Source organism: Actinosynnema sp. NPDC059797, from assembly GCF_042732085.1.
GTDB lineage: Bacteria > Actinomycetota > Actinomycetes > Mycobacteriales > Pseudonocardiaceae > Actinosynnema.
Genome location: NZ_JBHWIE010000096.1, coordinates 1 through 25592, shown reverse-complemented (window position 1 = coordinate 25592; position 25592 = coordinate 1). Strand labels below are relative to the sequence as shown.

The 25592-nt window shown below is 67.4% G+C and carries 19 protein-coding genes and 1 pseudogene; 18 read left to right on the top strand and 2 right to left on the bottom strand.

Translation table 11 applies throughout. The annotated features are described in order from the left end of the window. From ACFV4N_RS21920 to ACFV4N_RS21860, 13 genes and pseudogenes are all read left to right on the top strand, one after another. Nucleotides 1–644, top strand: a 644-nt coding sequence (locus ACFV4N_RS21920) for a hypothetical protein (RefSeq protein WP_499674420.1), incomplete at its 5' end; no start/stop codon positions are given. Next, nucleotides 641–2020 (top strand): RAMP superfamily CRISPR-associated protein, encoded by a 1380-nt coding sequence (locus tag ACFV4N_RS21915; protein WP_499674419.1) that lies wholly within the window; start codon nucleotides 641–643, stop codon nucleotides 2018–2020. The genes ACFV4N_RS21920 and ACFV4N_RS21915, both read left to right, overlap by 4 nt. Continuing rightward, the gene (gene csx19, locus ACFV4N_RS21910) at nucleotides 2017–2604 is read left to right on the top strand and encodes a type III-D CRISPR-associated protein Csx19 (protein WP_499674418.1); all 588 of its coding nucleotides are present in this window, start codon (nucleotides 2017–2019) and stop codon (nucleotides 2602–2604) included. Before ACFV4N_RS21915 ends, csx19 begins: the two co-directional genes overlap by 4 nt. Then, complete coding sequence (locus tag ACFV4N_RS21905; protein ID WP_499674417.1) at nucleotides 2604–4625, top strand: TIGR03986 family type III CRISPR-associated RAMP protein; 2022 nt, start codon at nucleotides 2604–2606, stop codon at nucleotides 4623–4625. The genes csx19 and ACFV4N_RS21905 overlap by 1 nt, the downstream gene beginning before the upstream one ends. Next, nucleotides 4622–5371: a hypothetical protein gene (locus ACFV4N_RS21900; protein ID WP_499674416.1), complete on the top strand. Its 750-nt coding sequence runs from the start codon at nucleotides 4622–4624 to the stop codon at nucleotides 5369–5371. The genes ACFV4N_RS21905 and ACFV4N_RS21900 overlap by 4 nt, the downstream gene beginning before the upstream one ends. A 1465-nt stretch (nucleotides 5372–6836) precedes the next feature. Beyond that, complete coding sequence (gene cas6, locus ACFV4N_RS21895) at nucleotides 6837–7292, top strand: CRISPR system precrRNA processing endoribonuclease RAMP protein Cas6 (protein WP_499674415.1); 456 nt, start codon at nucleotides 6837–6839, stop codon at nucleotides 7290–7292. Nucleotides 7293–7299: 7 nt separating this feature from the next. After that, the gene (locus ACFV4N_RS21890) at nucleotides 7300–8226 is read left to right on the top strand and encodes a hypothetical protein (RefSeq protein ID WP_499674414.1); all 927 of its coding nucleotides are present in this window, start codon (nucleotides 7300–7302) and stop codon (nucleotides 8224–8226) included. Nucleotides 8227–9205: 979 nt separating this feature from the next. Then, nucleotides 9206–9607: an effector-associated constant component EACC1 gene (locus ACFV4N_RS21885; RefSeq protein WP_499674413.1), complete on the top strand. Its 402-nt coding sequence runs from the start codon at nucleotides 9206–9208 to the stop codon at nucleotides 9605–9607. A gap of 5 nt (nucleotides 9608–9612) precedes the next feature. Beyond that, entirely contained in the window at nucleotides 9613–14016 is a 4404-nt protein-coding gene (locus ACFV4N_RS21880; protein WP_499674412.1) for a caspase, EACC1-associated type, read from the top strand. Between the two features lie 584 nt (nucleotides 14017–14600). Beyond that, a complete protein-coding gene (locus tag ACFV4N_RS21875) occupies nucleotides 14601–14852 on the top strand; it encodes a helix-turn-helix domain-containing protein (RefSeq protein ID WP_499674411.1) in 252 nt (83 codons plus the stop codon). Beyond that, complete coding sequence (locus ACFV4N_RS21870) at nucleotides 14809–15678, top strand: IS630 family transposase (RefSeq protein WP_499674421.1); 870 nt, start codon at nucleotides 14809–14811, stop codon at nucleotides 15676–15678. Before ACFV4N_RS21875 ends, ACFV4N_RS21870 begins: the two co-directional genes overlap by 44 nt. A 195-nt stretch (nucleotides 15679–15873) precedes the next feature. After that, nucleotides 15874–17097: pseudogene (locus tag ACFV4N_RS21865) on the top strand (tetratricopeptide repeat protein); the annotation flags it as partial. A gap of 254 nt (nucleotides 17098–17351) precedes the next feature. After that, nucleotides 17352–17612, top strand: a complete 261-nt coding sequence (locus tag ACFV4N_RS21860; protein WP_499674410.1) for a hypothetical protein — start codon at nucleotides 17352–17354, stop codon at nucleotides 17610–17612. An 80-nt stretch (nucleotides 17613–17692) separates the two neighbouring features. Here the strand turns inward: ACFV4N_RS21860 and ACFV4N_RS21855 are convergent, their stop codons facing one another. Together ACFV4N_RS21855 and ACFV4N_RS21850 are read right to left on the bottom strand one after the other, a co-directional pair. Beyond that, nucleotides 17693–18790 (bottom strand): tyrosine-type recombinase/integrase, encoded by a 1098-nt coding sequence (locus tag ACFV4N_RS21855; protein ID WP_499674409.1) that lies wholly within the window; start codon nucleotides 18788–18790, stop codon nucleotides 17693–17695. Then, nucleotides 18783–19274, bottom strand: a complete 492-nt coding sequence (locus tag ACFV4N_RS21850) for a hypothetical protein (protein ID WP_499674408.1) — start codon at nucleotides 19272–19274, stop codon at nucleotides 18783–18785. Before ACFV4N_RS21850 ends, ACFV4N_RS21855 begins: the two co-directional genes overlap by 8 nt. Before the next feature lie 912 nt (nucleotides 19275–20186). On the opposite strand from ACFV4N_RS21850, the gene ACFV4N_RS21845 reads away from it, so the two are divergent. From ACFV4N_RS21845 to ACFV4N_RS21825, 5 genes are all read left to right on the top strand, one after another. After that, a complete protein-coding gene (locus ACFV4N_RS21845; RefSeq protein WP_499674407.1) occupies nucleotides 20187–20585 on the top strand; it encodes a hypothetical protein in 399 nt (132 codons plus the stop codon). 34 nt (nucleotides 20586–20619) lie between these two features. Further along, on the top strand, nucleotides 20620–24096 hold the full coding sequence (locus tag ACFV4N_RS21840) for a tetratricopeptide repeat protein (RefSeq protein WP_499674406.1): 3477 nt from the start codon (nucleotides 20620–20622) through the stop codon (nucleotides 24094–24096). Between the two features lie 256 nt (nucleotides 24097–24352). Next, entirely contained in the window at nucleotides 24353–24577 is a 225-nt protein-coding gene (locus ACFV4N_RS21835) for a hypothetical protein (RefSeq protein WP_499674405.1), read from the top strand. Beyond that, nucleotides 24555–24890, top strand: a complete 336-nt coding sequence (locus ACFV4N_RS21830) for a hypothetical protein (RefSeq protein ID WP_499674404.1) — start codon at nucleotides 24555–24557, stop codon at nucleotides 24888–24890. The genes ACFV4N_RS21835 and ACFV4N_RS21830 overlap by 23 nt, the downstream gene beginning before the upstream one ends. Nucleotides 24891–24894: 4 nt before the next feature. Next, complete coding sequence (locus ACFV4N_RS21825; protein ID WP_499674403.1) at nucleotides 24895–25437, top strand: hypothetical protein; 543 nt, start codon at nucleotides 24895–24897, stop codon at nucleotides 25435–25437. Nucleotides 25438–25592: the final 155 nt, after the last annotated feature.

Sequence of the window (25592 nt, the reverse complement as noted above, 5' to 3'; positions counted from 1 at the left end):
GTATCGTGGGCGTGGCGGCGGGCAGCATGCTGCGGCTGCGCTTCCCCCAGGGGCCACCCGACCCGCGGGCGTGGCACGAGCTGCTGCTCACCGGCATCGGCGACCGGATCGCCGAAGGGTACGGAGAAGTCGTCGTCGACGCGCCGCTGCTGGCCGCCACCACGGTCCGCACAGACGCGCCGACACCGCCCGCACGGACCCGGTCAACGGCGGTGGGTGATCTGCCGGACCGGGTGCGGACCGCGGTCGTCGCGGACCGCACCCGCGACATGCTGCCCGCCACGCGGGCGGCGGGGGAGTACACCAAGCTGGTGGCCGCACTGCGGAAGCTGTCGCGCAGCCAGCGCGGCGAGTGGCGGGCGGCGTGTGTGGCCGCGGCCGTCGCGGGCGGTCTGGAGCCGCTGACCGCCAGGATCGACCGGGTCACCGCCGGGCGGCTGCCGCGCCGGCAGAGCGAACGGGTGCTGGCGCATCTGCTCAACTGCCTGATCGGTCGACGGTCGGTGCCCGATGTCCGGTCGTGGTGGACGGTGCTCGAGGAGCACGGGGTGCCGGTGACCGAGGAACCCGACCGGGCGGCGGCGATTGTCGCGCTGGTGGCCGACGCGCTCGACGGGCTGCGCCGCGATGGGGAGCCGTCATGAGCGCGCCGGTGAGGGAGGACTACCGGCTGGTGTTGCGCGCCCGCACCCCGGTGCACGTGGGTGCGGACGGCGCGAACGGGATCGCCGACCTGCCGATGGCCACCGACGGCCTGGGCCGTCTGATCATCCCCGGCACGTCGTGGGCCGGGGTGCTGCGCGCCGTGATGCGCACGATCGCACCAGCGCAGGAGAACACCGTGTTCGGCCACGCCGACGGAGAAGAGGGCCGCGCCTCGCGGCTGAGCGTGTTCGACACCGTCGTCGACGACGGCGGCGACCTGGCGCTGCGCACCGGCGTGGGCATCGACCGCCGCACCGGCGCCGCAGCCGACCGGCTGCTCTACGACCGCATCGTCATCCCGCCCGGCCACCGTTTCACCCTCGACCTGCGCTACGATGGCCCACCCAGCCCGGCCTTGGCCGCGCTGGTGGCCCACGTCCGCGCCACCGGCCTGACCATCGGTGCCGCGGGCAGCCGCGGCCTGGGTCGGCTGGACTGCCAGAGCGCCACCGTCCGCCGCACCGACCTGCACTCCCGGGCCGCCGTGCTGGCCCTGCTCGCCGGCGACACCGCCGCCGAGGACATCACCCCCACTCCCGCTGCCGCGACCGGCCTGGGAATCCGAATCGCCTGGCGACCCCGGGAACCGGTGCTCGTCGGCGCCGCCGCCGAGGGTACGACCGCCCACCTGGTCCCGTTGACGACCACCGGCGCGGACGGCGGACTGGTCCCGGTGCTGCCCGGCTCCTCGATCAAGGGGATGCTGCGCTCGGAAGCCGAACGCGCCGTGCGGACCCTCACCGGCCCCGACTCCGATCCCGGAGACGATCCGGCCGCCGCGGCCGACGCCCTCGCCGCCCGCGTCCCGGCCTTGGCCGTGCTGTTCGGCACGCGCGAACGCGCCGGCGCGCTGCGCATCCCCGACGTGGCCGCCACCCCCGAGGCCGGAGTGCCGGCGGCGCAGTGGGCGCGGCAGTTCACCGATACGGCCCCGCCGAACCCGCCGTGGGCGCGACCGCGCACCAGGGTCGCGATCGACCGGTGGACCGGCGGCGCCGCCGATGCCCGCCTGTTCACCACCCTCGAACCGCGCATCTGGTCGTGGGAGCCGATCAGCCTGGACCTCGACGAGGCCCGAATCCCCGACCAACAGCGCACCGCCGCACTGGTCCTGCTGGGCGTCGCCGCCGCTCCCCTGGTCGAGGGCACCGCCCGCATCGGCTACGCGACCACCCGCGGTTCGGGCGGCATCGAACCGCTCGAGGTCACCGTCACCGGCATCCCCGGCCACACCGGGGACTGGTGGGCCTGGCTGCGCCACCTCGCCGACGGCACCCCCCTGGACACCCTGCTCGGCATCGGAGACCTGTCGTGACCCTGCGCGTGCACACCCCGCTGACCCCGCTGACCCTGCGCCAAGCCCTGGATGCGGTCGCCGAGCGGAACCTGGTCGCCTTCCTCAGTTCCGCCACCGAGCACCATATCGCCCGCTGCCGCGACGGCGAACCGGCCACTCCGGACGGGCCGTGCCCGCTGGACCGCGTCTTCGCGGCGCGCCTGTTCGACACCGGCATCGACCTGCGCTGGCACCACGACCACGACGGCCTCGGCCAGGCCGCCCTGCTTACCGAACACGCCGATGCTCCACCCGGCTGGACCAGCGAAACCATCGCCGTGGACTCCACCCTGGACGGCCGCTACGCCTTGTGGGGCCGACGCTTCCACCTCGTCGAGGGCCACCCCGACTGGACCCGGGCGATCGAGGGCCGGCTGGGTCGGCTCGACCTGCCCCACCCGCCACCCGCGCCGACCCCGACCGGCCAGGACTGGCCGACCGAGTACCTGTGCCTGACCTACCGCGAATACCTCGTCACCGACGCCTACGGCAACCTGTCGGTGCTCGACGAACGCCTCACCGGCATCACCACCGCCGCACCCGCTGACGGCAAGGACCGCTGATGCCCTTCCACAACCCCTACAACTTCCTGCCCGCCTTCCCCCGCCACGATATGCCCGACGGGCTGCGCGACGCCCCACCGGCAGGCCACCACCGCCACCACCCCGACCTGCTCACCGGCACCATCGACATCGAGTTCACCACCGTCACGCCCCTGCTGATCACCCGCACCCGCGACACCGTCGACAACCACCTCCACCACGAGACCGCCACCGTCACCGACCACGACGGCACCGCCCGCGTCGACCTGGCCGCCAGTTCGGTCAAGGGCATGCTGCGCGCCGCCTACGAAGCCGTCACCAACTCGCGGCTGGCCGTGTTCGACCACACCCACCGCACCGGCCACCGCGCCACCGTCGAGTCCGCCCGCTACCTCGCCCCCGCCCTCGTGCGCGGCTCCACCGTCGAGGTCCTCGGCAGACTGGTCCTGCATGGCCGGGACCGGTCCTCCGCCGCCATCCCCATGCCCACCTGGACCCGCGGTGACCGGCGCGACTACGACCTCGGCCCGTTCGGCCACCGCCAGCAGGTCGACGCCATCCTCTCCCGCACCCGCCGCGGGAGATGGCAGGTGGAGTCGCTGTTGTCCGAGGACGAACAGTTCGACCTCACCCGCGACCAGTCCGACGAGTGGTACCAGGTGCGCGGCATCCTGTGCGTCACCGGTCCCACCATCAAGGGCAAACACGCCGAACGGCTCTTCGTCACCGACATCGTCGAAGGGCACGGCGACCTCACCCTGACCGGTGGCCGGAGCATCACCGGTCAGGAAGCCGAACGCCTGATCGCCGACCTGACCGAACTCGTCCGCCACCAACGCGACCTGCACCAGCACGCCTACTCCAACGACATCGAGGACCGCGACGGCAACCCGTGGGACTACCTCGGCCACGAGCCCGGCAAGACCGCCTGGTCCCGCCACCTCTACCAGACCCGCGACGGCGCACCCGCCCACCTCGGCCTCGACACCCTCACCAAGGACGGCGACCTGGACACCGCCACCGCGCCGCTGCCCTGCTGGATCGAAACCAACGGCCGACGCCTGCGCCCGGTCATGGTGTCCCGCCTGCTGCACGAGTACGCCCCCGTCGACCTGCTCGACCCCACGCTGCGCCCGGCCGAAGACCCGGCTCGGCTGTCCCCGGCCGACCGTGTCTTCGGCTGGACCCACCCCGCCGGCAACGGAGCCCACCGCGCCCAACTGGCCGTCACCCGCCTGACCTGCCCCGCCACGGCCGACGCCGTCACCCCCATCGAGCCGCTGACCCTGCCGCCCCTGTCCACCCCCAAACCCGTCCAGGGCCGCTTCTACCTCGGCCGACCCGACCCCGACAAGGGCGTCACCCCGCTGGACCCGACACTGACCAGCGCCGACTGGTTCACCACCGGACAGGTCCCACGCGGCCGCAAGGTCTACCCCCACCAGCAATGGATGGAAACCGCCGACCCGGACACCACCCGCGACCGCGTCTGCCACCGGCCACCGAAGGGCCGCCCGGAACGCGACAGCCAGAACAGCACCCTGCACGACTGGATCCGCCCCGGCGCCACCTTCACCGCCACCATCGAGTTCCGCGACCTGAGCCGCATCGAACTCGGCGCACTGCTGTGGCTGCTCGACCCCCACCGCACCGGCCACGCCGGCAGACCCGCCCGATTCCGCCTCGGCCACGGCAAACCCCTCGGCTTCGGCTCCATCCACCTGCGCGCCACCGCCGTCACCGCCCGCACCGGTGCACAGATCGCCCACCACCTGCGCACCCTCGGCGCGCAACACCCCACCACCGACACCGGCGCGCTCGCCGACGAGTTCGAGGCGGCCATGAGCAGCCCGCCCTGCCGCGCACTGCTGACCGCCTACCGCCACGCCGCCGCGGGCTTCCCCGCCGACCAGGACGTCCACTACCCCCGCGCCGCCCCCGACGACCCCGGCTACCAATGGTTCGTCGCCAACGACAAAGCCAAAGACCGCGCCCAGTCCCTGCCGCCCCTGGGCGGCCCGCCGCTGAAGGAACGACCGTGAGCATCCTGACCTGGGCCGGCAACCGCGTCTTCAGCGCCCGACGCAACCTCGAAAGCGTCTTCGTCGCCGTCCTGCTCGTACCCGTCATGCCCGACCTGTTCGTCGACTGGTTCGGCCAACCCGACAACCCCGCCCGCGACGGCCTGCTCCGCCTCGCCGCCGCCGCCGCCGTGTTCGTCGTCGCCGTCCTGGTCGGCGCGGCCCGCAACGCCTGGACCCGACACCGAGCCGCGCGCTCCCGCGCACCGTTCACCCCACTGCCCACCGCCGACGTGCTCGTCCTGCCCATCAGCCCCCGCGGCACCCCCTACACCCGCGCCGCCGCGCGCGCCGGCAACCCCGAAGTCCCCGAATACCTGTGCGACCACGTCCGACCCACCACCGTCGTGGCCGTGCTCAACCCCAAAACCGCCGACCGCGCCCACAAACTGGAAACCGAACTCGCCGCCGACGGCATCACCCTGGTCACCGTGCACCTCGACGACGTCCACGACCCCACCGCCACCGTCGCCGGCACCGACAAGATCATCCAGCGGCTCCGCGACCTCGGCGCGCCCCCCGACCGGGTCCTCGTCGACGTCACCGGCGGCAACGTCCCCCTCACCCTGGCCATGCTGCGCACCGCCGCCGTCCACGGCGCACGCTGCGTCTACGTCGCCACCCAACCCGGACCCGACGGCACACCCCGCCCCCACACCCAACAGGGCCACACCTTCGACCCCGCCACACTCACCACCAACCCATGACCACGCCGCTCAACCCCACCCCGCACCCCGTCGTCACCACCACCGACGACGGCACCCCCACCCTGCCCCCGGCAGCCATCCCCGCCCGCCCCACCGACCAACGCACCCCCACCGCGCCGCTGGTCACCGACACTCCCACCGTGCCCCGCTGGACCCTCACACCCGGCACCGCCACCGGACTGCCCGACCCCCGACCCGACACGTGGCCGATCGTCGCGCGCGTCGTTACCACAGCCGCACCCCACCGCCACGACCTGCTCATCCCGACCGACCTCCAAGCGACCCGGACGGCAACGTTCCGGCCTGCACCGCGCTCGCCCAACCCGCACCGCCGCCTACACCCGAACGGGGGAAGATATAGTGAAGATCCACAACCCGTCTCGCGCGCAACACCGCCACCAGTGCAAACACCGATTCGGCCGCTATGGAATGATCTTCACGAACTCGTCGGGTGCACCGCCGTGCAGCGGGCACCTGTTTCCGCAGCTCACCATGACCACCAGGGTTTCGCACCATCTCACGCCGAAGGGCGTACAGAAATCCGTTGATCCGAAGGTTGAACTCGGTGATCCAGAGTTCCGCACCACCTCACGCCGAAGGGCGTGCAGAAACCCTCGATAGCGGCCTGGTCCGGGGAGTTGTCCCTTCAGGTTCGGTACGACCTCGCGCCGAAGGTGGTGCAGGGACCTTGAGGAATTTGCATCGCACAAGCCTCTCCGAACCCCATTCCGAGGTATTCAAAAAATATTTCATGCCGAAGGGCGTACAGGCGCATGTGCCAGAACGTGCATACGTTGAAGGACACCTCGGGATTCCGATCCATCTCACGCCGAAGGGCGTACAGAAACCGCGGGTCGATGAGGTACTGATCCGAGAGCACGGGTTCCGCACCACTTCACACCGAAGGGCGTACAGAAACCTCGACGCAGCGTCGATCTGGTCAGGCGGGCGTGGAGTTCCGCACCACCTCACGCCAAAGGGCGTACGGAAACGCTTTCGCTCGCGACCACGGAGGTCGAGAACGACTCGTTCTGCCCCGTTCCGCACCACCTCACGCTGAAGGGCGTACAGATACTTGTGGTTTTCGTTGGTGGTCCAGTTGGACCGGCCGGTCTGACGTCCCTCACGTCGGCGGCGAGTGGAGGACCGCCGATAGCGCGTCGAGGCTTGCAGACTGTCCGCCGCCGACTCGCGACCTTGGTCGGGTCGTTGTGAAACGTCGGCTGTCGGGGTGGCGATGGGGATGGTGAAAGGGGTGGGTGTGCCGGGGTTGTGGCGGGTGGGGTGGTCGGGTCCTCTGGATCGGCGAATGGTGCACGCGCGGTTGGCGTCGTGGCTTGATGTGGATCATCACGCGCGGCGTAAGGCGTGGTCGTGGAAGCCGGTCGCGGGTGGGATCGAGGTGGGGTTGCTCGATGACGGGCTGGCGGACCGGTTGCGCGGTGCCGGGTCCGCGATTGAGGAGGTGTCATCGTGGGCGTGGCGCGCGCCTGCGGCGACGGCGGTGACGCGGTGGCGGGTGGAGTTCGTGTCGCCGGTGACGTTCCGGCGCGGGAACCGGTTGTTGCCATGGCCGTCGCCGTCGGCGGTGCTGGGCGGTCTGCGGGCAGTGTGGCGGGTGTTCGGGGCGCCGGTGGTGGGGGATGTGGAGTTGGACCTGGCCGACGAGCCGGTGGTGGTGTCGGCGGTGGAGGGGGCCAGCGAGGTGGAGCGGTTCGTGCTGCACGAGCGTCGGGACGCAGCGGGCGGCACGGTGCCGGTGTGGGTGACCGCGGGCGGGTTCCGGGGCCGGGTGACCTACACGGTCGACGGGCCGGTCGGGGCGGGCGCGGTCGCGGCGTTGTTCGAGTTGGCCCGGTATGCGGGGGTCGGCGCGCACACCACGCGCGGGTTCGGCGGTGTGCGGATCGTGCCGGGATGAGGCCGACGTGGGCGTGCTGATGGACCGGGTGGCGTCGACGGCGACGTTGTCGCGGGCGTGGGCGGACGTGCCGGCCGCCGACGCCGAGGACGACGTGCTGTCGGCCGGTGTGCGGCGCTTCCGCGACGCGGCCGAAGGTCGGATCACGGAGTTGGCGGCCACGCTGGGCAGCGGGGAGTTCCGCCCGGACACGCTGACCGAGATCGACGTTCGCAAATTGGACGGCGGTGTGCAGACCCTGTGGATTCCGACGGTGGCCGACCGGGTGGTGGAACGCGCGGTGCTGCGGGTGCCGGGCCTCGACCTGGACGCGCTGTTGGGTCCGGGCAGCTTCGGTCACCGGCCAGGGCTCGGGGTCGCCGACGCCGTGCGGGAGGTGGTGCGGCTGTGGGGCGAGGGATTCGGGTGGGCGCTGCGCACCGACGTCCACGACTGCTTCCCGACGATCCCAGTGACGGTGCTGCGCAGGCACCTGGCGGTGATCGTGGGCGATCCGGAGCTGCTGCGCGTGCTCGATGCGTTGTTGGAGCGGCCGGCTCGCAGGCCCGGCGGCGCGAGGACGGTGCCCGCGCGGAGGCTGCCGCAGGATTCGTCGTTGTCGCCGGTGCTGTCGAACCTGGTGTTGGAGTCGGTCGACGAGCCGGGTCCGGCGGGCCGGGTTCCCTATCGTGCGCTACGGCGACGATCTGTACGTTCTGGCCGCCGACCGCGACGGCGCGTGGGAGGTGGCCCGGGTGGTGAGCGCGGCGTTCGAGGAAATCGGGTAACGGCGGGCGCGGATGCCCAAACGTCAAAACTGCGGACGGGTGAGCTTCGCGCTGCTGCGCAAGCGAATCATGCTCAACCAGCAGCAACGGCAGGGCTGCGACCGGCCCTTCAGTTCGTGTTGGTTACGCAATCAGCGCCGAGATCCAATACGGGAGCAACCCGGTAATCACATGATCGACCGGGCTGTTATCATCTGCGCCGGATCGGCGGGCCTCGGCGCCGCCCTGCGACCGCAGCGCGAGGGCGGGAATCGATCGTCGTCGAGCGGTCACCCGGTCGCTGCTCCGGTGGCTACGCGGTGATCTTCGCTGGACTCGGCTACGACGCCGCCGAACGACTTGGCATCCCGACCGAACTCGAACAGCGTCACGTCGTCCCCGGACGGCCTGCACTCCCATACCCGCGAACTTGGCTTCGGCACGGAGTGCGACCACGTGCTCGACTTCGATCACGGAGTCGACTTGCCCGTGCTCGACTGGCGCCTCAACATCCCATGCCTGCCTCCGGATGCTACCGCCGGCCTCCTCCAACGGCCGCGCTTCGCCGTGATCGGCCTGGGGATGACCGGCCGCCGAGGTCTTCGGCTTCCGCGCCGACGATGTCGTCCGTGGCCTCGCCACCGGACCGCGGGCGACCCTGCCGAAGGTTTTCGGCGAGTTCGACCGGCTCATCCCGGCATGCTCGACCGGCTGCGCACCGCCGACCCGTCTACTACGACACGCTCAGCCAGGTCGTGCTCGACCGGTAGGGTGACGGACGCGTCATCCTGCTGGGCGGGTGAGGCCGCCAGGGGCACGATTCTCGTCGTCGGCTGCGGCTCGTCCCTGGTGAGGTCAGGTACAAGCAGCAATTGAGCCGCCGCATCCAAGGCCTTTATGTCCCCCACCGGTCCCTTCCGCCTTCAGCTGCGAGATTTGCCGCAGCGCAACACGAAGTTTCCGCCGGTCAGCCGATTCAACCCACTGGCCGACCGACCGTGGCTGTCGCCGGCCCGCGCAGGCCCGCCGACCCGGTTTTCCTGTGCCGCGCCAGTGTCGACCGTCCGCCGTATGGGCGATCATGGCCGGGCGAAGGGGTGTAGATCATCTGATCGGCGATTGCGGGCGCTCGACCGTGATTAGTTTCGCATGATGAGGGAGGTCGTCATGAGGATCGAGGTCGAAGAAGGTGACTCGGCGGGCGAGCTGGGGTCGCTGATGGAGTGGCTCGTCGGGGTCGATGAACTCCGGGGTGCGGTGCGGCCTGTGCACGCACCCCCGCCGGAGGGTGCGCTCGGGCCGGTGCTGGAGGCGTTGGACGTGTTGGTCGGCCCCGGTGGTGTGGCCGCGGCCGGCGCCACGTCGTTGGTGGCCTGGCTTCGGCACCGGGCCGGTTCCGTGCGGGTACGGGTGCGCAAGCCCGACGGCACGACCGTGACGCTGGACGCGGAGAAGGTGCGTGGCCTGTCCGCCGATGACGTCCACGCCCAGGTGGAGCAGTTGCTGCGCGCTGTCGAGGAGCCCGCGGCCGACGACGCGCGGGACGGTGACGAGCGCGAACCGTCGTGAGCGCCGTGGGGGCTGTGTCGGACCTGTCCGCGCCCGGTGCGCGGGCGCTGTTGATCGCGACGTCGACGCACGTCGGTTCGTCGTTGCCGGATGTGCCGTCGGCCCGCCGGTCGGCCGAGGCGTTGCGCGATCGGCTGGTGCGGGTGTGCGGTATGCCGCCGGAGCGGGTGCGGCTGTTACCGGACCCGGAGTCGCCGGTCGACGTGGCGCGAGCGGTCGCCGAGGAGGCGGCGGCGACCGCGACGACGCTGTTGGTCCACTACGTGGGGCATGGGTTGTGGGGGCCGGGCGGGCAGCTGTACCTGGCGACCACGCACACCGACGACCTCGTTCCCGGCTTGGCGGGGTACCAGGCATATCCGTTCGCCGAGCTGCGGCAGGCGTTGTCCTCGGCTCGTGCGACCTCGGTGGTGGTCCTGCTGGACTGCTGCTTCTCCGGCCGCGCCCACGTTCCGGCACCGTCGTTGGACCGCGTGTTCGACACCCCTCCAGTGCACGGGTTCTACCTGTTGGGCTCGGCCGAGCAGCTCGCCTCCGCGCCGACGCGGGAGGAGCACACCGCGTTCACCGGCGAGCTGATCCGGCTGCTGGACGACGGCGACCCGCGCGCCGGGGCGGTACTGACGCTGGACGACGCCCACCACCACCTGTTCCGGGCGATGCGTGCCCGTGGCGCCCCGTTGCCGCGCCGCCAGGAGGGCGGTCGGTCCGGGCAGCTGGTGCTGGCGCCCAACGCCGCGTTCACCGCCGTGCCCGGTGTGCGGGACGTCGATGGGCAATCTGCGGGACGCAGCCCGTACCCGGGCCTGGAGCCCTACGGCGAGGAAGACGCGCGTTACTTCCACGGCCGCGACGAACTCGCGCGGCGGCTGTTCGAGCGGGTGTCCCAGGACGGGGGACCGGTGTTGGTCGTCGGCGCGTCGGGCAGTGGCAAGACGTCTCTGGTGCGAGCCGGACTGCTCCCCCTGGTGCGGCGGGCGCCGGGTTGGTCGTCCAGGGTGCTCACCCCGGGCGAGCACCCCCTGCACCGATTGGCCGACGCCCTGGGCGTCACCGCCGGCGACGCCGTCCCCACCGCGATGGCCGAGCCCGCCACCGTCGCCGGATGGGTGGAGACCGCGCAGCAGCGCACCCTGGTCGTGGTCGACCAACTGGAGGAGATGCTGGCGCTGTGCCCGGACGAGTCCGAGCGCACCGCCTTCACGACCGCCCTGGCGGTCCTCGCCGCGGCGGAACGGGTGTCGGTGGTCGGGGTGTTGCGCGCCGACTTCTACGCACAGGCCACCACCTACCCCGAATTGGCGTCGTCCTTGCGCGAACGGCAGTTCCTCGTCGCGCCCCTGGACCCCGAACAGGCCAGGGCCGCCGTGGAAGGGCCGGCGCGCGCGGCCGGGCTGCACCTCGACGACGGTCTGGTCGAACTGGTGTTGACCGACCTGGGTGTCGGCCACCGACGCGGTATCGCCGCAGGTGCGCTCCCGCTCTTATCCCACACCCTGTGGGCGACGTGGCGGTTGCGCAACGGCAACCGGTTGACGGTGCGCGCCTATCGCGAGACGGGCGGCGTGGACGGCGCGATCGCGCGCACCGCCGACGACACCATCGCGGCCCTCGACGCCGATGCCCGGGACGCCGCTCGTCGCATGCTGCCGCGTCTGGTCCACGTCGGCACCGGTTCCGACTCGGGCGGCGCCGACACCGCCAGACCGATGGACCGGGCGGAGCTCATGCGCGGGCTGGACCCGGATACGGCGGAGCGGGCGCTGCGTGCCCTGGTGGCCGCTCGGTTGCTGACCGTCGACCGCGACGTGGCGCGCATCAGCCACGAGGCGCTGTTGCGCACGTGGCCGGCCCTCTCGCGGTGGGTGGAAGCCGACCGCGAACGCCTGGGACTGGCGCAGCGGCTCTCGGAGGACGCGGCCGCTTGGGAAGAGCAGCGACATGATCCGTCGCTGCTGTACCGGGGCACGCGACTGGCCGTCGCGCTGGAGCGGTTGAGCGGGCGCGACGGCGATGCGCTCGGTGACGTGGCCCAGGACTTCCTCGCCGCCGCGGCCACGCACCAGCGCCGTGGCCGGCGGATCCGCACGCAGCTGGTGGCAAGCCTGGTGTTGCTGCTGGTCGTGGCGGTGGCCGCTGCGGCGATGGCGCTGGCGCAGCGCGGTGAGGCCACCGCACAGGCCCGTGCCGCCTCCGCCCGCGCCCTCATCGCCACAGCCGACTCGGTACGTGGCACCGACCCCCGGCTCGCATTACGACTCGGCGTGGCCGCGTACCGCCTCGACCCCGACGGCCCCGCCCGGGCGGCGCTGGCCGAGACCTTGTCGACCTCCCGCTACGCAGGCGAACTGCCACCGCACTCCGAGCAGGTGACCGCGCTGGGGCTGTCGGCGGACGGCCGTCGCCTGGCCGTCGGCACACCGGCCGCGGTGAAACTGTGGGATGTCGGCGACGATCCGCGCCGCCCTTCCCCGGCCGGACAGGCATCTGCCGGGTTCAACGGCGCGGTGTCGGCGGTGGCGTGGCAGCCGGGTGGCGACCTGCTGGTGGTCGGCGACGCCTCCTCGGTGCACTTCTTCTCCGCGCCGGCCGGCACCGAGCCCCGACACCTGGGAGACTTCTCGCTGTCGGGCGGCCGGGTGCGCGCGCTGACGTGGTCGAACGACGGTGCGGTCCTGCTGATCGGCAACAACGCCTCCGCCGTGCTGGCCACCGTGGTCGACGGCACCGCCACGATCACCCACGTGTTACCCGCCCACAACCAATCGCAGTCGACGTACCTGGCGCTCAGCGGCGACGGCCGCCTGGCGGTCGTCACCACGGATGGTGGCGGAGCGCAACTGTGGGATGTCACCGATCCGTGGGCCCCGCGCGCACTGGGTGCCCCGCTGACCGCCGACTCGCCCATCATGTCGGTGGCGATCTCGTCCGACGGCACCGCGGTCGCGGCCGGCACGATGGGCTCATCGGTCGCGCTCTGGGACGTGCGCGACCGCGGACGACCGCGGAAGATCGACACCGTGACCGCGAGGTTCGGGTTGGTCGCACCGATCACCCGGATCTCGTTCACCCCTGACGACCGGAAGGTCGTCACCTCCGACTTCACGGGTGCCGTCACCCTCACGAGCCTGTCCACGTCCACGCCGGTCGCCGAGATCGACGAACTGGGCACCAAGGAGGCGTCGCCCGACGTCGCCGTGCACACCGGGCACCTGGCCGGCTTCGTGGTGGACCGCGCGCGCGGACTGCTGCTCACCGTCGCCGCGGGTGATGAGGTGGTGCGGTTGTGGTCCCTGGACGAGCGTGAGACCCGCATGGTCCGCCGCGGCGTCCCGGTCGCCGCCCACGAACCCGGCACCCGCGAGGGGACGATCAGCACCGCCGAGAGGATCGCGACCAGCACCGGGATCGACGGCACCCTGCTGGTGCTGGACGTGGCCGAGGACGGAACGCTCACGCCACGGCCGGCCGTGCGTTTCACGGACCGCCTGAGGCCGACCGATCGGCTGGGGCGTTCCGCGCTGGCGCCGGACGGTCGCACGGTCGTCACGGCCGGCGGCACGGACGACACGGAATCGCAACTGTGGGACATCCCGCCGACCGGTGCGCCGGTGCCCTCGGGGGAACCGGTCGAGCACGACTCACCTGCCGTGGCCACGGCGTGGACCCCGGACGGCAGGCACCTGGTCGTCGGCCACGAGAAGGGCGGCATCACCGTGCACGACGTCACAGACCGCGACTCGCCGGTCCAGGTGGCGTCGCGGGAGACGGGCGCAGCGGTGCACGACCTGGTCATGGCCACCAATATCCCGCGTGCGGCGGTGTCGACGTCCGCAGGGCGAGTCGAGTTGTGGGACTTCACCGACGCCGGCTCGCCCCGCTCCGCGGGTGGCGTTCCCGCAGGAAGTGCCACCGGGCGGCCCGCGATGGCGTTGTCCGCCGACGGATCCCTGCTGGCGGTGGGCGAGCCGTCGGGGACGGTGCGCCTGTGGCACGTCGCCGACGCCGCGAACCCCGAGCAGTTGGCGTCCTGGCGGACCACCACACTGGCGATCATCCCGGCGCTGGCGTTCTCACCGGACGCCGGCGTGCTGGCGACCTCGGGGCTGCTGGAACTGCAGTTGTGGGATCTCACCGACCGTCGTGTACCGCGCAAGCTGGGCTTCTCCATGCGCAGTGAGATCGTTCTGCCCGTGTCGCTGACCTTCCGCCCCGACGGTGCGACGCTGCTGAGCCAAACCATCACCGAAGTTGACAGCTGGGACATGACAGCGGCGACCGCGACGCGCGACAAGGCGATCGAACTGGCCTGCAGGCGGCTCAGCGGACTGCCCTTGGGCCGGGAATCCTGGCAGCGCTACCTACCCGGCCAGACCTACCTCGACACCTGCGCGGACAGTCCGTCCTGAACCGACCTGCACACGCGAGGCGCGGGTTCTGCCACTCCGTGATCCCCAACACGTGCGGTCTCTGTCGGCAACCAGGACGCTGCTGCGCTACGACCCCGCGCAGCATCGCCGCCGTCGCACGGGTCGGCTTCACACCCCCAGCCGCGAAACGGCGACTCGCAGGCAGCACGCCCGCCGTTCACCACGCCCCGGTCAACGGCAGCCCCGCCATTCTCTTCACGTCCGGTGACCGGATCGTCGGCGTCGTCACGTTCGACACCACCGGTGGCAAGATCGAAACCGTGTGCGCACCGCCGCCCCTCTCGCCTCACCTGCCTCACCGAGGCCGGGGGAAGTGCGAATGGTCCTTCTCTGGTTGTTCGGAGTCGGGTTGCTGGATGATCACTCGTCTCAGGAGCCCGGAGGACAGCCCACGATGTCTAGTACTCCGGCCGTACTTGGTGACTATATGCGTTTCCGCTGGTAGTGGCTCTTTCTAATGGTGTGTCCCGGAGGGTTGACCCGCTAACCGGTCCTGGGGGCTGATCGGCCAGGCTGGTCCCGCATGTCGAGTGCGGGAGGTGGTCGTGGCTCGTGGTCCGAGCGTGTTCGTGAGGCCCTTGTCGATGGAGGAGGGCCGGAAGCTTCAGCGGGTCACCAGGATCGCGAAGGACCCGGTGCGGTTGCGGCGGGCGATCGCGGTGCTGATGTCCGGCCAGGGCCGGGCGGTCCGGGACATCACCTCGTTGATGCAGGTGAGCGAGAACTACGTCCGTGACGTGATCCACGCGTTCAACGAGCGGGTTCGCGGCGCTGGACCCACAATGGAGCGGCGGGCGGAGTCGGGCAATCGGTGAGGCGACCGGTGAACGGATCTGCCTGATCGCCCGCACTGCGCCCGCCGACTGGGGCATCACCGCGTTCTCGACCTGGTCGTTGTCCAAGCTGCGCGACCATCTGCTCGACCGGGGCGCCGTCGCCGCGGTCAGCCGGGAGACGCTGCGGCGCATCCTGCGCGACGGCGGCGTGTCCTGGCAGGCCACCACCACCTGGAAGGCCTTCACCGACCCGGACCTCCTCGCGAAGATGCACCGCATCCTCGACCTCTACGATTACCCGCCCGACGACGGACGCGTGATCTGCGTCGACGAGTTCGGACTGCTCAACCTGATGCCGCGCAAGGACAAAACCTGGCGACCCGCCGGGTCGCCGCGCCAGTTACGGACCACCTACAACCGCCACCACGGCGTGATGCACATGCTCGCCGCACTCGACCTGACCACCGGAAAGATCCACTACCGGATCCGGCGCCGCAAACGCCACGCCGAGTTCCTCGACCTGCTCAAGACCCTGCGCACCCGAGGGCCCGACCAGCGGCTCCACCTGGTCATGGACAACTTCTCCCCACACCGGCACCCCGACATCCGCCAGCGGGCCGCCGACAACGACGCCGAACTGGTGTTTCTGCCGACCTACTCCAGCAGGCTGAACTGGATCGAGGCCGAGTTCGCCGCCCTGCGCTTCTTCGCACTCAACGGCACCGACCATCTGACCCACGCCGAACAGAACGCCGCCATCGCCTCGTTCATCCGCTGGTGCAACGCCCGATCCCAACCCAAGACGGGCTTCGCCACCGACTCATCCATCCGCACCTGGACCCGTTACCCGGCCAAGCCTGCATGACAAGTCACTAGATCGCGAACATCCCGACACCCTGATCACCCAAGCCAACCTGCTTCGCCGACAGTGGCACACCGGCGATAAGGACAAAGCTGCCGAAGCGTACACCCGAGTATTGGAGGAGATGGTCCGGGCACTGGGCCCCGATCATCCCCACGTGCTCGTCGCCCGAGGTGACATCGCCGTCTTCCAAAGTGAATCCGGAAATACGGAGACGGCCGTCGACATTTTTACCGAACTACTGGCCACCCAGGTCGAAGCACGGGGGATCGACGGCTGTTCACGGACCGGATAGGGGAGCTGGCCGGGTTGGATGATGCCCTGATCTCGACGGCCCTGGTCACCACCCCGAACGGGCCGGTCCCGGGCTCCACCGGCCTGTCCACCGAGCTGCCCCCCGGAGGTGCGACGGTGGTGGTCTCGGCGATCGGGGGAGCCGGAGGGATCGGCACGACCTGGCTCGCGCTGGCATGGTCGCACCGCAACCTGGACCGGTTCCCCGACGGGCAGCTGTTCGTGGACCTGCACGGGTTCAGCCCCACCGGAGAGCCGATGGAACCCGGGACGGCGGTACGCGGGTTCCTCGACGCCCTGGGCGTCGAACCCGATCGCATCCCCACCGACCCGGATGCCCAGGCGGCGCTGTACCGGAGCCTGGTCGCGGGCCGGCGAATGTTGATCGTGCTGGACAACGCCGCCTCCACCGACCAGGTCGTCCCACTGCTGCCCGGCAGTCCGACATGCACCGTGCTGGTCACCAGCCGCCACCGGCTGGCCTCCCTGATCGACCGACACGGTGCCCACCACCTCACCCTGGAGGTCCTGACCCGGGCCGAGGCCCGCACCCTGCTGGCCGCACGCCTCGGCACCGACCGCGTCGCCGCCGAACCCGACGCCGTCGACGAGTTGGTCGAGCTGTGCGGGGGCCACCCGCTGGCCCTGGCGATCACCGCCCGCAACGCCGCCACCCGACCCGCCATCACGCTGGCCGAGGTCGCCGCCGAACTGCGCGAGCTGGGACTGGAGGCGCTCGACCACGACACCGACCCGGCCGCGAGCCTGCCCACCGTGCTGTCCTGGTCCCTGCGCCGGCTCACCGGCGAACAGCGCACCGTGTTCGCGCTGCTCGGGACCGCCCCCGGCCCCGACACCACCCCGCCCGCCGTGGCCGCCCTCACCGACCTGCCCCCGCCCGCGCGCAGAGCACTGTCGGTGCTGGAGGAGGCGTCGCTGCTCGAACGGCGGCCGGGCGGTCGGTACGCGATGCACGACCTGGTCCGCGCCTACGCCGCCGACACCGCCCTACCCGACGATGTCCGCAAGACGGCCCTGGTGCGCGTGACGGACTTCCACCTCCACACTGCCCACGCCGCTGACCACCTCCTGGACCCACACCGCCCTTGGGCACCACGACCGGGCCCGCGCGACATGGAAGGAGGCGCTGAAGCTGTACCGGGAACAAGACCGCGACACCGACGCCCAACGCGTTCAACGGCAACTCGACGACCTCGACAACCCTGTCGACAGCAACTGTGCAGCGAGGCGATAGCCACATACCTGGGAAGGTGGTCTAACTGTATAACGGTGCTGATAGTTACTCCCATTACTTCAGTGCTGACTAAAACAGATCGATCGACATGTGGCAACCGCCAGCGCCCCTACCTTGAGTAGCGCAGGTGGCCAGCCTCAACCGGTCCATCCTGGTGATGCTGGAGAGTCCAGACGGGTTCCTGTTCTCCGAACCACTGTCCAAGACCGGCAGCTCCGACCGGACACAGATCTATGGCGAGATCTCCCTGGGGTACGAGCCGGGGATCGCCTACGTCACGATCAGAGGCTTGACTACCGGCACCTCGGCGGTGGCGCGTGACGTTCGTCAGCAGCCGCCACAAGCAGCTCGTGATCCACGACCTGGGCGTGAGGTTCGCCGACGGTGAGGCCGAGGTGGCCGACAAGACAACTGTCGAGAAGGTGGGCCGGGACTGCTGCCCCGACCCACCACGCAGCGCGTCGATGACTACTCGGCAAGCCCCGACATGGGCGACGGGTCGTCTTCGGCAATCACCGCCGACGGGGCGAGGGCCAGTGGGTGGCGTTCACGGGTGAGGGCCTGCACGGCTGTGGCGACCTCCCCGATGCCGGCCTTGACGTAGACGCGGGTGACGCCGTGCTGGTTGGACTTCGGCGCCGCGTGTCCGGCGTACGCCTGCGACACCGCGTAGCCGAAGTTGCGCTCCACCCAGGTCAGGGTGGTGTGCCGCAGCCAGTGCGCGCTGATGCCCAGCACCCGCACGCTCTCCACGTGCTTGCCCACTCGATTCCACAGCGTCTCGTACCGCTTCTTGGTCAACGGATCGCCGTTGGAAAACCGCAACACCCGGCTGTCCTCGTCTCGCGCGCCCCGTTCGTGGGCGTGATGGTCCAGGTACTCCATCAGCGTGGGCGAGATCGGCTGCCACCGCTGCATCGAGCCCTTCTCCCGCAGCCGCACCAGGCACTGGTCGACGTCCAGGTCCCGCCGCCGTAGCGCCAGCGCGCCGCCGGTGCGGCAGGCGGTCTCCAGGTGGAACCGCAGGATCAGCGCGTCCAGCGCCCGGTCGTTGCCCGTGCTGCGCGCCGCGGTGAGGATCTCCGCGACCAGCTGCGGGCTCAGCCCGTGGCGCTTGGAGTCGGCCTTGTCCGGCTTGGACACCCGGTCCATCACGTTCTGTCGCACACCGATCAGCTCATGGTTGACCGCGTACCGGAACACCGCACCCAACGCGTAGTAGGCGTGCAAAGCGGCGCCGTGGCCGCCGTTGCTCGACCGTCGCACCACCGCCGTCTCGCGCACGTGCTCCAGGAACCGGGTGACCTCCCCGTCCTCGGGCTCGGTCAACCGCCGTGGACCCCACGCGGCGAGCACCTTGTCCCAGTACGGGCCGTAGATGCGCCGCGACGGCGCGGGCATCGCCTCCACGACCTTCGGCACCAGCTCGGCGAAGGTGGGCACCTCTCGCGCGGGCGCGCCGTCGACCAGATCGGTCAGGGTGAGGTTCATCCGCGTCAGCAGATGCAGCGCCACCGCCACATCGCCCGGATCGGCACGCCCGGCAGTAACCGCCCGCTCAGTCATCGTCACGACCTCCCGCTACGGAGACACCGCCGCGCCCAGGCCTGGCCCGGCCGGACACCGACGGCGCGACCGGAGACGACTCCGACGACGCGGCAGCGGCCGAGGAAGCCACGGGCGTGCGCTCACCCGGCCGATGGGCATCGGCCACGACCCGCCGCACGTCGGGCAGCGCCCGGTCCAGCTTCTCCAGCCCGTGCACGACCAGCGCCGACAACGACGGCACCGCCACCAGCAGCATCTGCTCGCGCGCGCCGAACCCGCACCACCGCCGCAACCCGGCCGGAACGGCGATCTTGACCCGGCCGGTCAGCACGTGCCCGCCGTGCCGGTCGTGGCGCACCACCAGCGCCCCGCCGTCGTGCACCGCGATGTCCACCCGCGTGCCCGCGTCCCACCCGAGCACCGCGAACAGCGTCCGGTCGGAGATCCGGCCCTTGTCGTCGAACACCGCCACGGCGTAGCGCCGCAGATGCCGGGTGCGCACCACCGGAAGGCCACCGGGATCGGGTGCCGGCGTGCGCCGCAGGTCCAATTCCCGTGGGCCCAGGAAACGGTCGTCGCCGAATTCGCCGGTATCGGATCCGCCGCCGTCGGGGTGGGGCGTTCCGGGACCGCGACCGGGTCGCGACGATCGCGGGGAAGTGACCGGACCGGGTACCAGACTGGGAATGATCCGCTCGGTCACGGCGACCACCCCACAGGGGTGTTTCGCCTGGTCGACCGAGCTTGAACCCCCGACCGCAGAGTGCGATCGGGGGCTCCGTGTGCCACTATCTGTGGTGGGCCAGAGCCCACGTTTACGTGTCCGAGGCCGGACTTGTGCACTATTCACACGTCTCAATCTGCCAGCCACATCTGAAGTTTGGAGAGTCACGTAGCCGCTTGTCGCATATAAAGTTCGCGCAACGGCTTAGGGTGGATACGTATCCGGAAACTCCTTTCTGTCGTCAATTCAAGTCAAGCGTGATGGTCGCTAGTCACATCAACAGCGCCGAGGGTGCTATTTCTTGACGTACCCGTATCAAAATACTCGTGCACAAAGTGCATAAACGAGTCAGGCATGCAATCGCGACACTCAGTGTCGTCATTCTGGTATCGAGGCTGATCCGAACCGCAGACCGCATCAGAACTCCCCGTAGCGAACGAATAACTTTCCGTAGCGACAGGTCGGGTAGGAGGCATGCCGGCGGTAGAGAATTTTGTCGGTGGGCGGCTTAGGCGACCGGAGGGACGATGTACTGGGCCTCGATCGTTCCCGATGGTGTCCCTGCTCGGCTCGCTGCCGTACTCGGTCGCTCACATCTTCGGCTTGTCGACGAGAACTGTCGAATCCACAAGTCGTAGTCCCATCGTGACCTGGCATGAGGTAACGTGTCATACCCAAGGAGGCGATGGTGTGAGTATGGGCAGCATGAGTAGTCGTAAAGCACTTGGATGGGTGGCTTTTGCCGTAGGTTTCGTCGCTCTTATAGGCGGAGGTATTGTAGTTTGGATTGGACTCGAAGACGCCGACAAATTAGGAAGTGTGGTCGGTGCCGGTTGTGCGCTAGTCGGACTGGCTGTCACGATTTATGGTGTGATAGTCACTAGATCCATGAACGCAGATGAACGCAAATCGAACTCGCAAATTCGACTGTCTCGGTCCGGTGATGCTAGCGCGACTGGCAAAGGTATGGCAAACTCGGGAATTTCAGGTCAGTCTGGTGATTTCAACGGATCCGTCTTCGTAAAACGAACGGGAACTGCGAAGGCTGAAGGTGATGGAAATTCGAATACAGGTATTGAGCTGAACTAGCCGCATGATTATGGTCAACTAGTGTAGGTGTCGCATGGTAGTACGTAATTCCGGCAATAAGCTATCAGCAAGTGGTGCCGCAACCGCGTCGGGCGGGTACGCGAACTCGGGCATCCATATTGGCGACATAAACTTGACCACAGGTCAGCCGGTACGTACGAGTTATCGTCAACAAGTTCAGCGGATCGCCCCCAATCTCCTAATCGGACGCGAAAAGGAACTGGCTGAACTCGCGCAGTTTTGTACATCACCAGAGACAGAGGGCATGTATGCCTGGTGGCGAGCCAAAGCGTGGTCCGGGAAGTCTGCGCTCATGTCTTGGTTTGTTCTGAACCCTCCCCCGAGCGTCCGGATTGTTTCGTTCTTCGTTACCGCCCGTCTAGCCGGTCAGAGTGATCGGGCTGCGTTCATCGACAACGTCATGGAGCAACTGCTAGCAATCCTTGGGGAACAGTTACCTCCTTACCTGACTGAATCGACTAAAGAGGCGCATCTGCTTCGCATGCTCGCTGATGCGGCTCAACTGTGCCGAGATCGTGGTGACGAGTTCGTATTACTTGTGGACGGACTCGATGAAGACCGGAGCGGTGCGCATAGCATTGCAGCTCTTCTGCCGATGCAGCCGCCAGCAGGGTCACGTGTCATTGTGGCCGGCCGCCCTGATCCTCCTATACCGGAGGATGTACCTAAACATCACCCGTTGCGTGACACTGCTATCGTGCGGAGTCTGGCTCAATCTTCGGAGGCTCAAGCGGTACGAACAGAAATGGAGCGCGAGCTAAAAAACCTACTACGTGGATCTTGCGTAGAACAAGACCTGCTGGGACTGCTTACAGCTGCTGGCGGTGGTTTGACAGCGTCTGACCTGGCTGAACTTACTGCCCAAGAACGATGGGAGATCGAAGATCACCTAAACGCTGTCACAGGACGTAGTTTCAGCCGTCGCGATGCACACTATAGGCCGGGTGACAGTCCCGACGTGTACCTGCTGGGTCATGAGGAACTTCAGGTATCGGCGATCAACATGATCGGGTCGGAGCGTCTAGCCATATACAGGGATAGGATTCACGACTGGGTGGAAACCTATCGGTCGAAGGGCTGGCCTGAGAATACGCCTGAGTACATCTTGCGCGGTTATTTCAATGTATTGACAGCAAGCTCTGACACGAGAAGAATGGTCGTTAATTCGACGGACCGCTCGCGGCAAGAAGCTTTACTTAGACTATCCGGCGGTGATGCCGTTGCGTTGCGTGAGATCGCACTAGCTCAGCGAGCTGTTGCTGATAGAAATCCTCCTGATCTTGTTTCCCTGGTGCTTTTGGCGATGCACCGCGACCATCTTCAAGATCGAAACAGTAACATCCCCAGTAAGCTGCCTGCTTTATGGGCACTTCTAGGACAGCTGAATCGCGCTGAATCGACGGCAAATTCTATTGCGAATGCCGAAAGGCGTACTGCGGCACTCGTATTCATTTCTGAGGAACTGTATAAAATTGATGAAGACGATCGAGCTAAAGAGTTTCTAGATCTTGCACATTCATTTGCGCTATCCGTTCAAGATGACGTTGATCAGATGTGGGCGCTCAAGCAAGTGATTGAAGGGGCGCTCTTCTTAAGAGACTTTTCGCGGGCAAAGAATATTGCGGAGTTGATTTATTATCCGTCGGATGAAGTAGAAGTGCTAATCTCTATTGCAGAAGCTCTTCATGCCGTCGGAGAAGAATCTGAGGCGGTGTTGCTGCTCGAGCGTGCAAAGTCAACTGCTGAGTCAGCGACCTACGATCTCGAAGAGACGGTAGGAATGCTGGTAGCTGTAGCGACTGGACTGCATAAGATCAAACGACACGATAGTGCGCTGGAGATACTTGGAACAGCCCAAGTGATGGCTCAATCGATCGTAGAGCCTGATGAGCAGGGTCGCGCAGCCCTCACGATTTCGGCAGGACTTGCAGAAATCGGCGAAGTCGACAGGGCGGAATACCTCGCCGACGCGAATAAGGAGAGCGGATATACGGGCTATATGGCAGAGGCCATGGTCCGCCGGAGGAGGTTCGATCGTGTTGACGTAATGATCGACGTACAGACCGATCCGACGGGCAAACTGATTGCTGTACTCGGTGCTGCCACTGCGGCGAATGATATTGGCGAGTCGCGATTGGCTCTCGAGTTGTTCGCCAAGGCTGAAAAAATTTCACTCGAACGTAATCGTGGGAAGTCCTTGCGAGACTACTATGCCATCTATCTCGCAGAATCGGCGATCGCTCTAGGCGACCCGGCCCGCGCCGAGCTTATTGGCCGTTCCACTTCGGCCTTGGCTGATCGTGCCGCTATTTTGACGGAAGTTGCAGAATCCGCATTTAGAGAAGGAGATGCGGGGCGATGTCTTGATTTGCTTATCGAGGCGGAGAGTGCTGCCCGCTCTGTAGTTAATACTTCCGCGCTCGTAGGGGCTCTGTCGACTCTGTTGCGAACTAGTCACGAGTTCAACTTGAGTGAGCATAGTATTGATCTCGCCGAAAGACTCTATACGACCGCCATGGCTGCCGACACTACCAGTCGGGACTACGTATTGAAAGATGCCGTTTCAGGATTGGCAAGCCTGGACTATATTGACCGTGCAGAGTCGGTCGCATCCGCAATCAATGAGCCGCTGCTAAAATCGCAATCGTTGATTATCATTGCGCAGGCTTTTTTGAGAGCAGGAGATCGGGATGCGGTGGTCGAACTGCTCCGACGTGCGCTCCAGCAAGCGAAGTCGGTGTCCGCAAACAATATGGTTGAAATACTCATCGAAATTGCGGACGCGTTTCATGCGTCCGGTGAAACGGCGACCGCAATAACCCTTCTGGCGGATGCAAAAAAGCAGGCGATGGTCACTCGCAAATTGGTCGAGCGAGTCGAAAAACTTTCGCAGGTCGCTATATCGATTAATAAAATTGGGGCCTCGGATGACGCAGATTCTTTGGTGGAGTACGCATCTTCCGTTGCAGATAAAGTTACGGATCATCGGTACAAGCCACGAGTCCAGATGGCTATCGCAAGAGCCGCCGTGGCTACAGGACGCGTAGATTGGGCCGAATCAATCGCATCGTCGATAGACTCGGACGTCTACAGGATGAGCGCGATTCGTTCGATTATCGAATATCTGCATGAAATGGGTGATACGGACAGGGCTGCGGCGATTTTCGAAGAATTGAACGGCGAGTATCCACACGACGACGAAGCCGAGTATGATCCGGACGCCTGGTGGCTCGAAGGACTTGCGACTGCTGCACTTAGTATCGGCCACCTTGATAAGGCCGAGTCGATCGCACAGTCAATCGCCAGTCCTGCTGAGCGAAATTCGGTCTACCGTATGCTTCTAGACCACTCGTCGACCGGTGTGCAGCAGGAGCGTTTTCTTGTTGAGTTGCTTAGTATAGGAAGATGGCACGAGCCCGCGGGTGTACTGTTTAGCCTGCATTCGTCTGCTCTCGATACGGTACTTGCGGAGATGCGCAAGTTCGTTTGAGGGGCGTGCAGGTTCATTGACGGGGTAGTCTGTTATGGCCTGACGCGAAAACCGAACAGTCATTAGAATGTTTTTACGCTTTCTTTTAATAGATTTTGTAGTCTTGGTTCAATCGGCCCTGAGTGCGAGTGTGGAATTCAAGCGCCCTTCAGAAAGCTGCTGTGTGTATGTGACCTTATAGGGCGCTGTAGGGCACCTGTGGGTCATCCATCTCTGCGGGACCGTTAGTCAAGCTGTGGTTAGCGGATCGTCTGAGGTGGTGGTGGTCGTGGTGTGGAGTCAGTCGGCGAGTGATTTCGGCGGCATCGTGCTGTTTCTGGTGTGGCTCGTGATCCCTCTGCTCTACCTCGGTTCCGTCGGTAGGCGGTACGTGCGGCAGTGCCAGGAGAACGCACAGGCAGCGGTTTGGGTGCGGGATGAGGTGCGCCTGATCCGTGAGGAGCAGAGGGAAGGCAGTCATGACGGTGACGCTGGTGGGTGACGGCGACCAGGGAGAGGGTGGGGAGAGGCCCGTCTCGTTGTTTGATGACCCGAAGGTCGTCGGTGAGGTTCAGGAGTTTGTGGACGATCAGGCTCCGCGGGTGTTCGCGGTGGTGCAGGAGACGTTCGGGCCTCCGGAGGATCTGAACATCGTGGCGTGGGGGATGACCACCAAGAAGGGTGTCGAGGTGATCAGCGTGCACGGTGGGATGCGCATGGGTCTCCAGTCGGCGGAGAACGCGCTGATCTTCTACCGGGCCGGTGGGAGTGCGAACCCTCGCATCTTCTGGGTCGGGGGTGCTGGTGGGGAGTAACGGGTTGGAGACCGCGCTGGAGTGCGTCGGGCGTGGGTGGCCGGTTGTGCCGGGTGCGCTGTGGGTCGGTGACTCCTATGTCGATCCGGTGACGAACGTTGAGTGCGATGCGCTCGCCTTGTCGTCGCGCGCGATGGCGACGTTGGACCCGGAGGAGGTTCGGCGGTTGTGGCCGGTGTCGGATGGCGGGGTTACGCGGTCGGCGTTGGCTGTGCTGGGCAAGCTGATGGCTGCGGTGGTGGTCGAGCCTGAGCCGGCGCGGCGGGTGGTCGAGTCGGAGGCGTTCCGGGCGTCGCCTACGCCGGTCGTGATGCTTCCGGTTCCGACGTTCGGTCTGATGATCGAGTCGGCAGTGTTCGTGGTGTCGTCGGCGGAGGGGTTGGAGGAGAAGTTGGTCTTCCCTCAGGGCTCGATGTTGCCGCTGCCTCCCGCCGTGGTGGAAGGGCACAAGGCAGAGTGGCTGGTGTCGCCGGCCGAGTGCGGCGAGCTGATGAGCGGCCCGGAGTTGGCGGACCTGTTGGCGCTGGAGACCTTCAACCGTCGTTGACCGCGCCCTGACGGTTGGGCATGGGGTGCCGGACGCCTCCCCCGGCACCCATGGGACGGGACGGGCGTGTGCGGGCCGAACCCAATCAGTGGGGCGCGAGGCCCGCGGCTATTGGTTTTGTGGGGGGTTGGGGTGGCGCGACCGAACGACGTGTT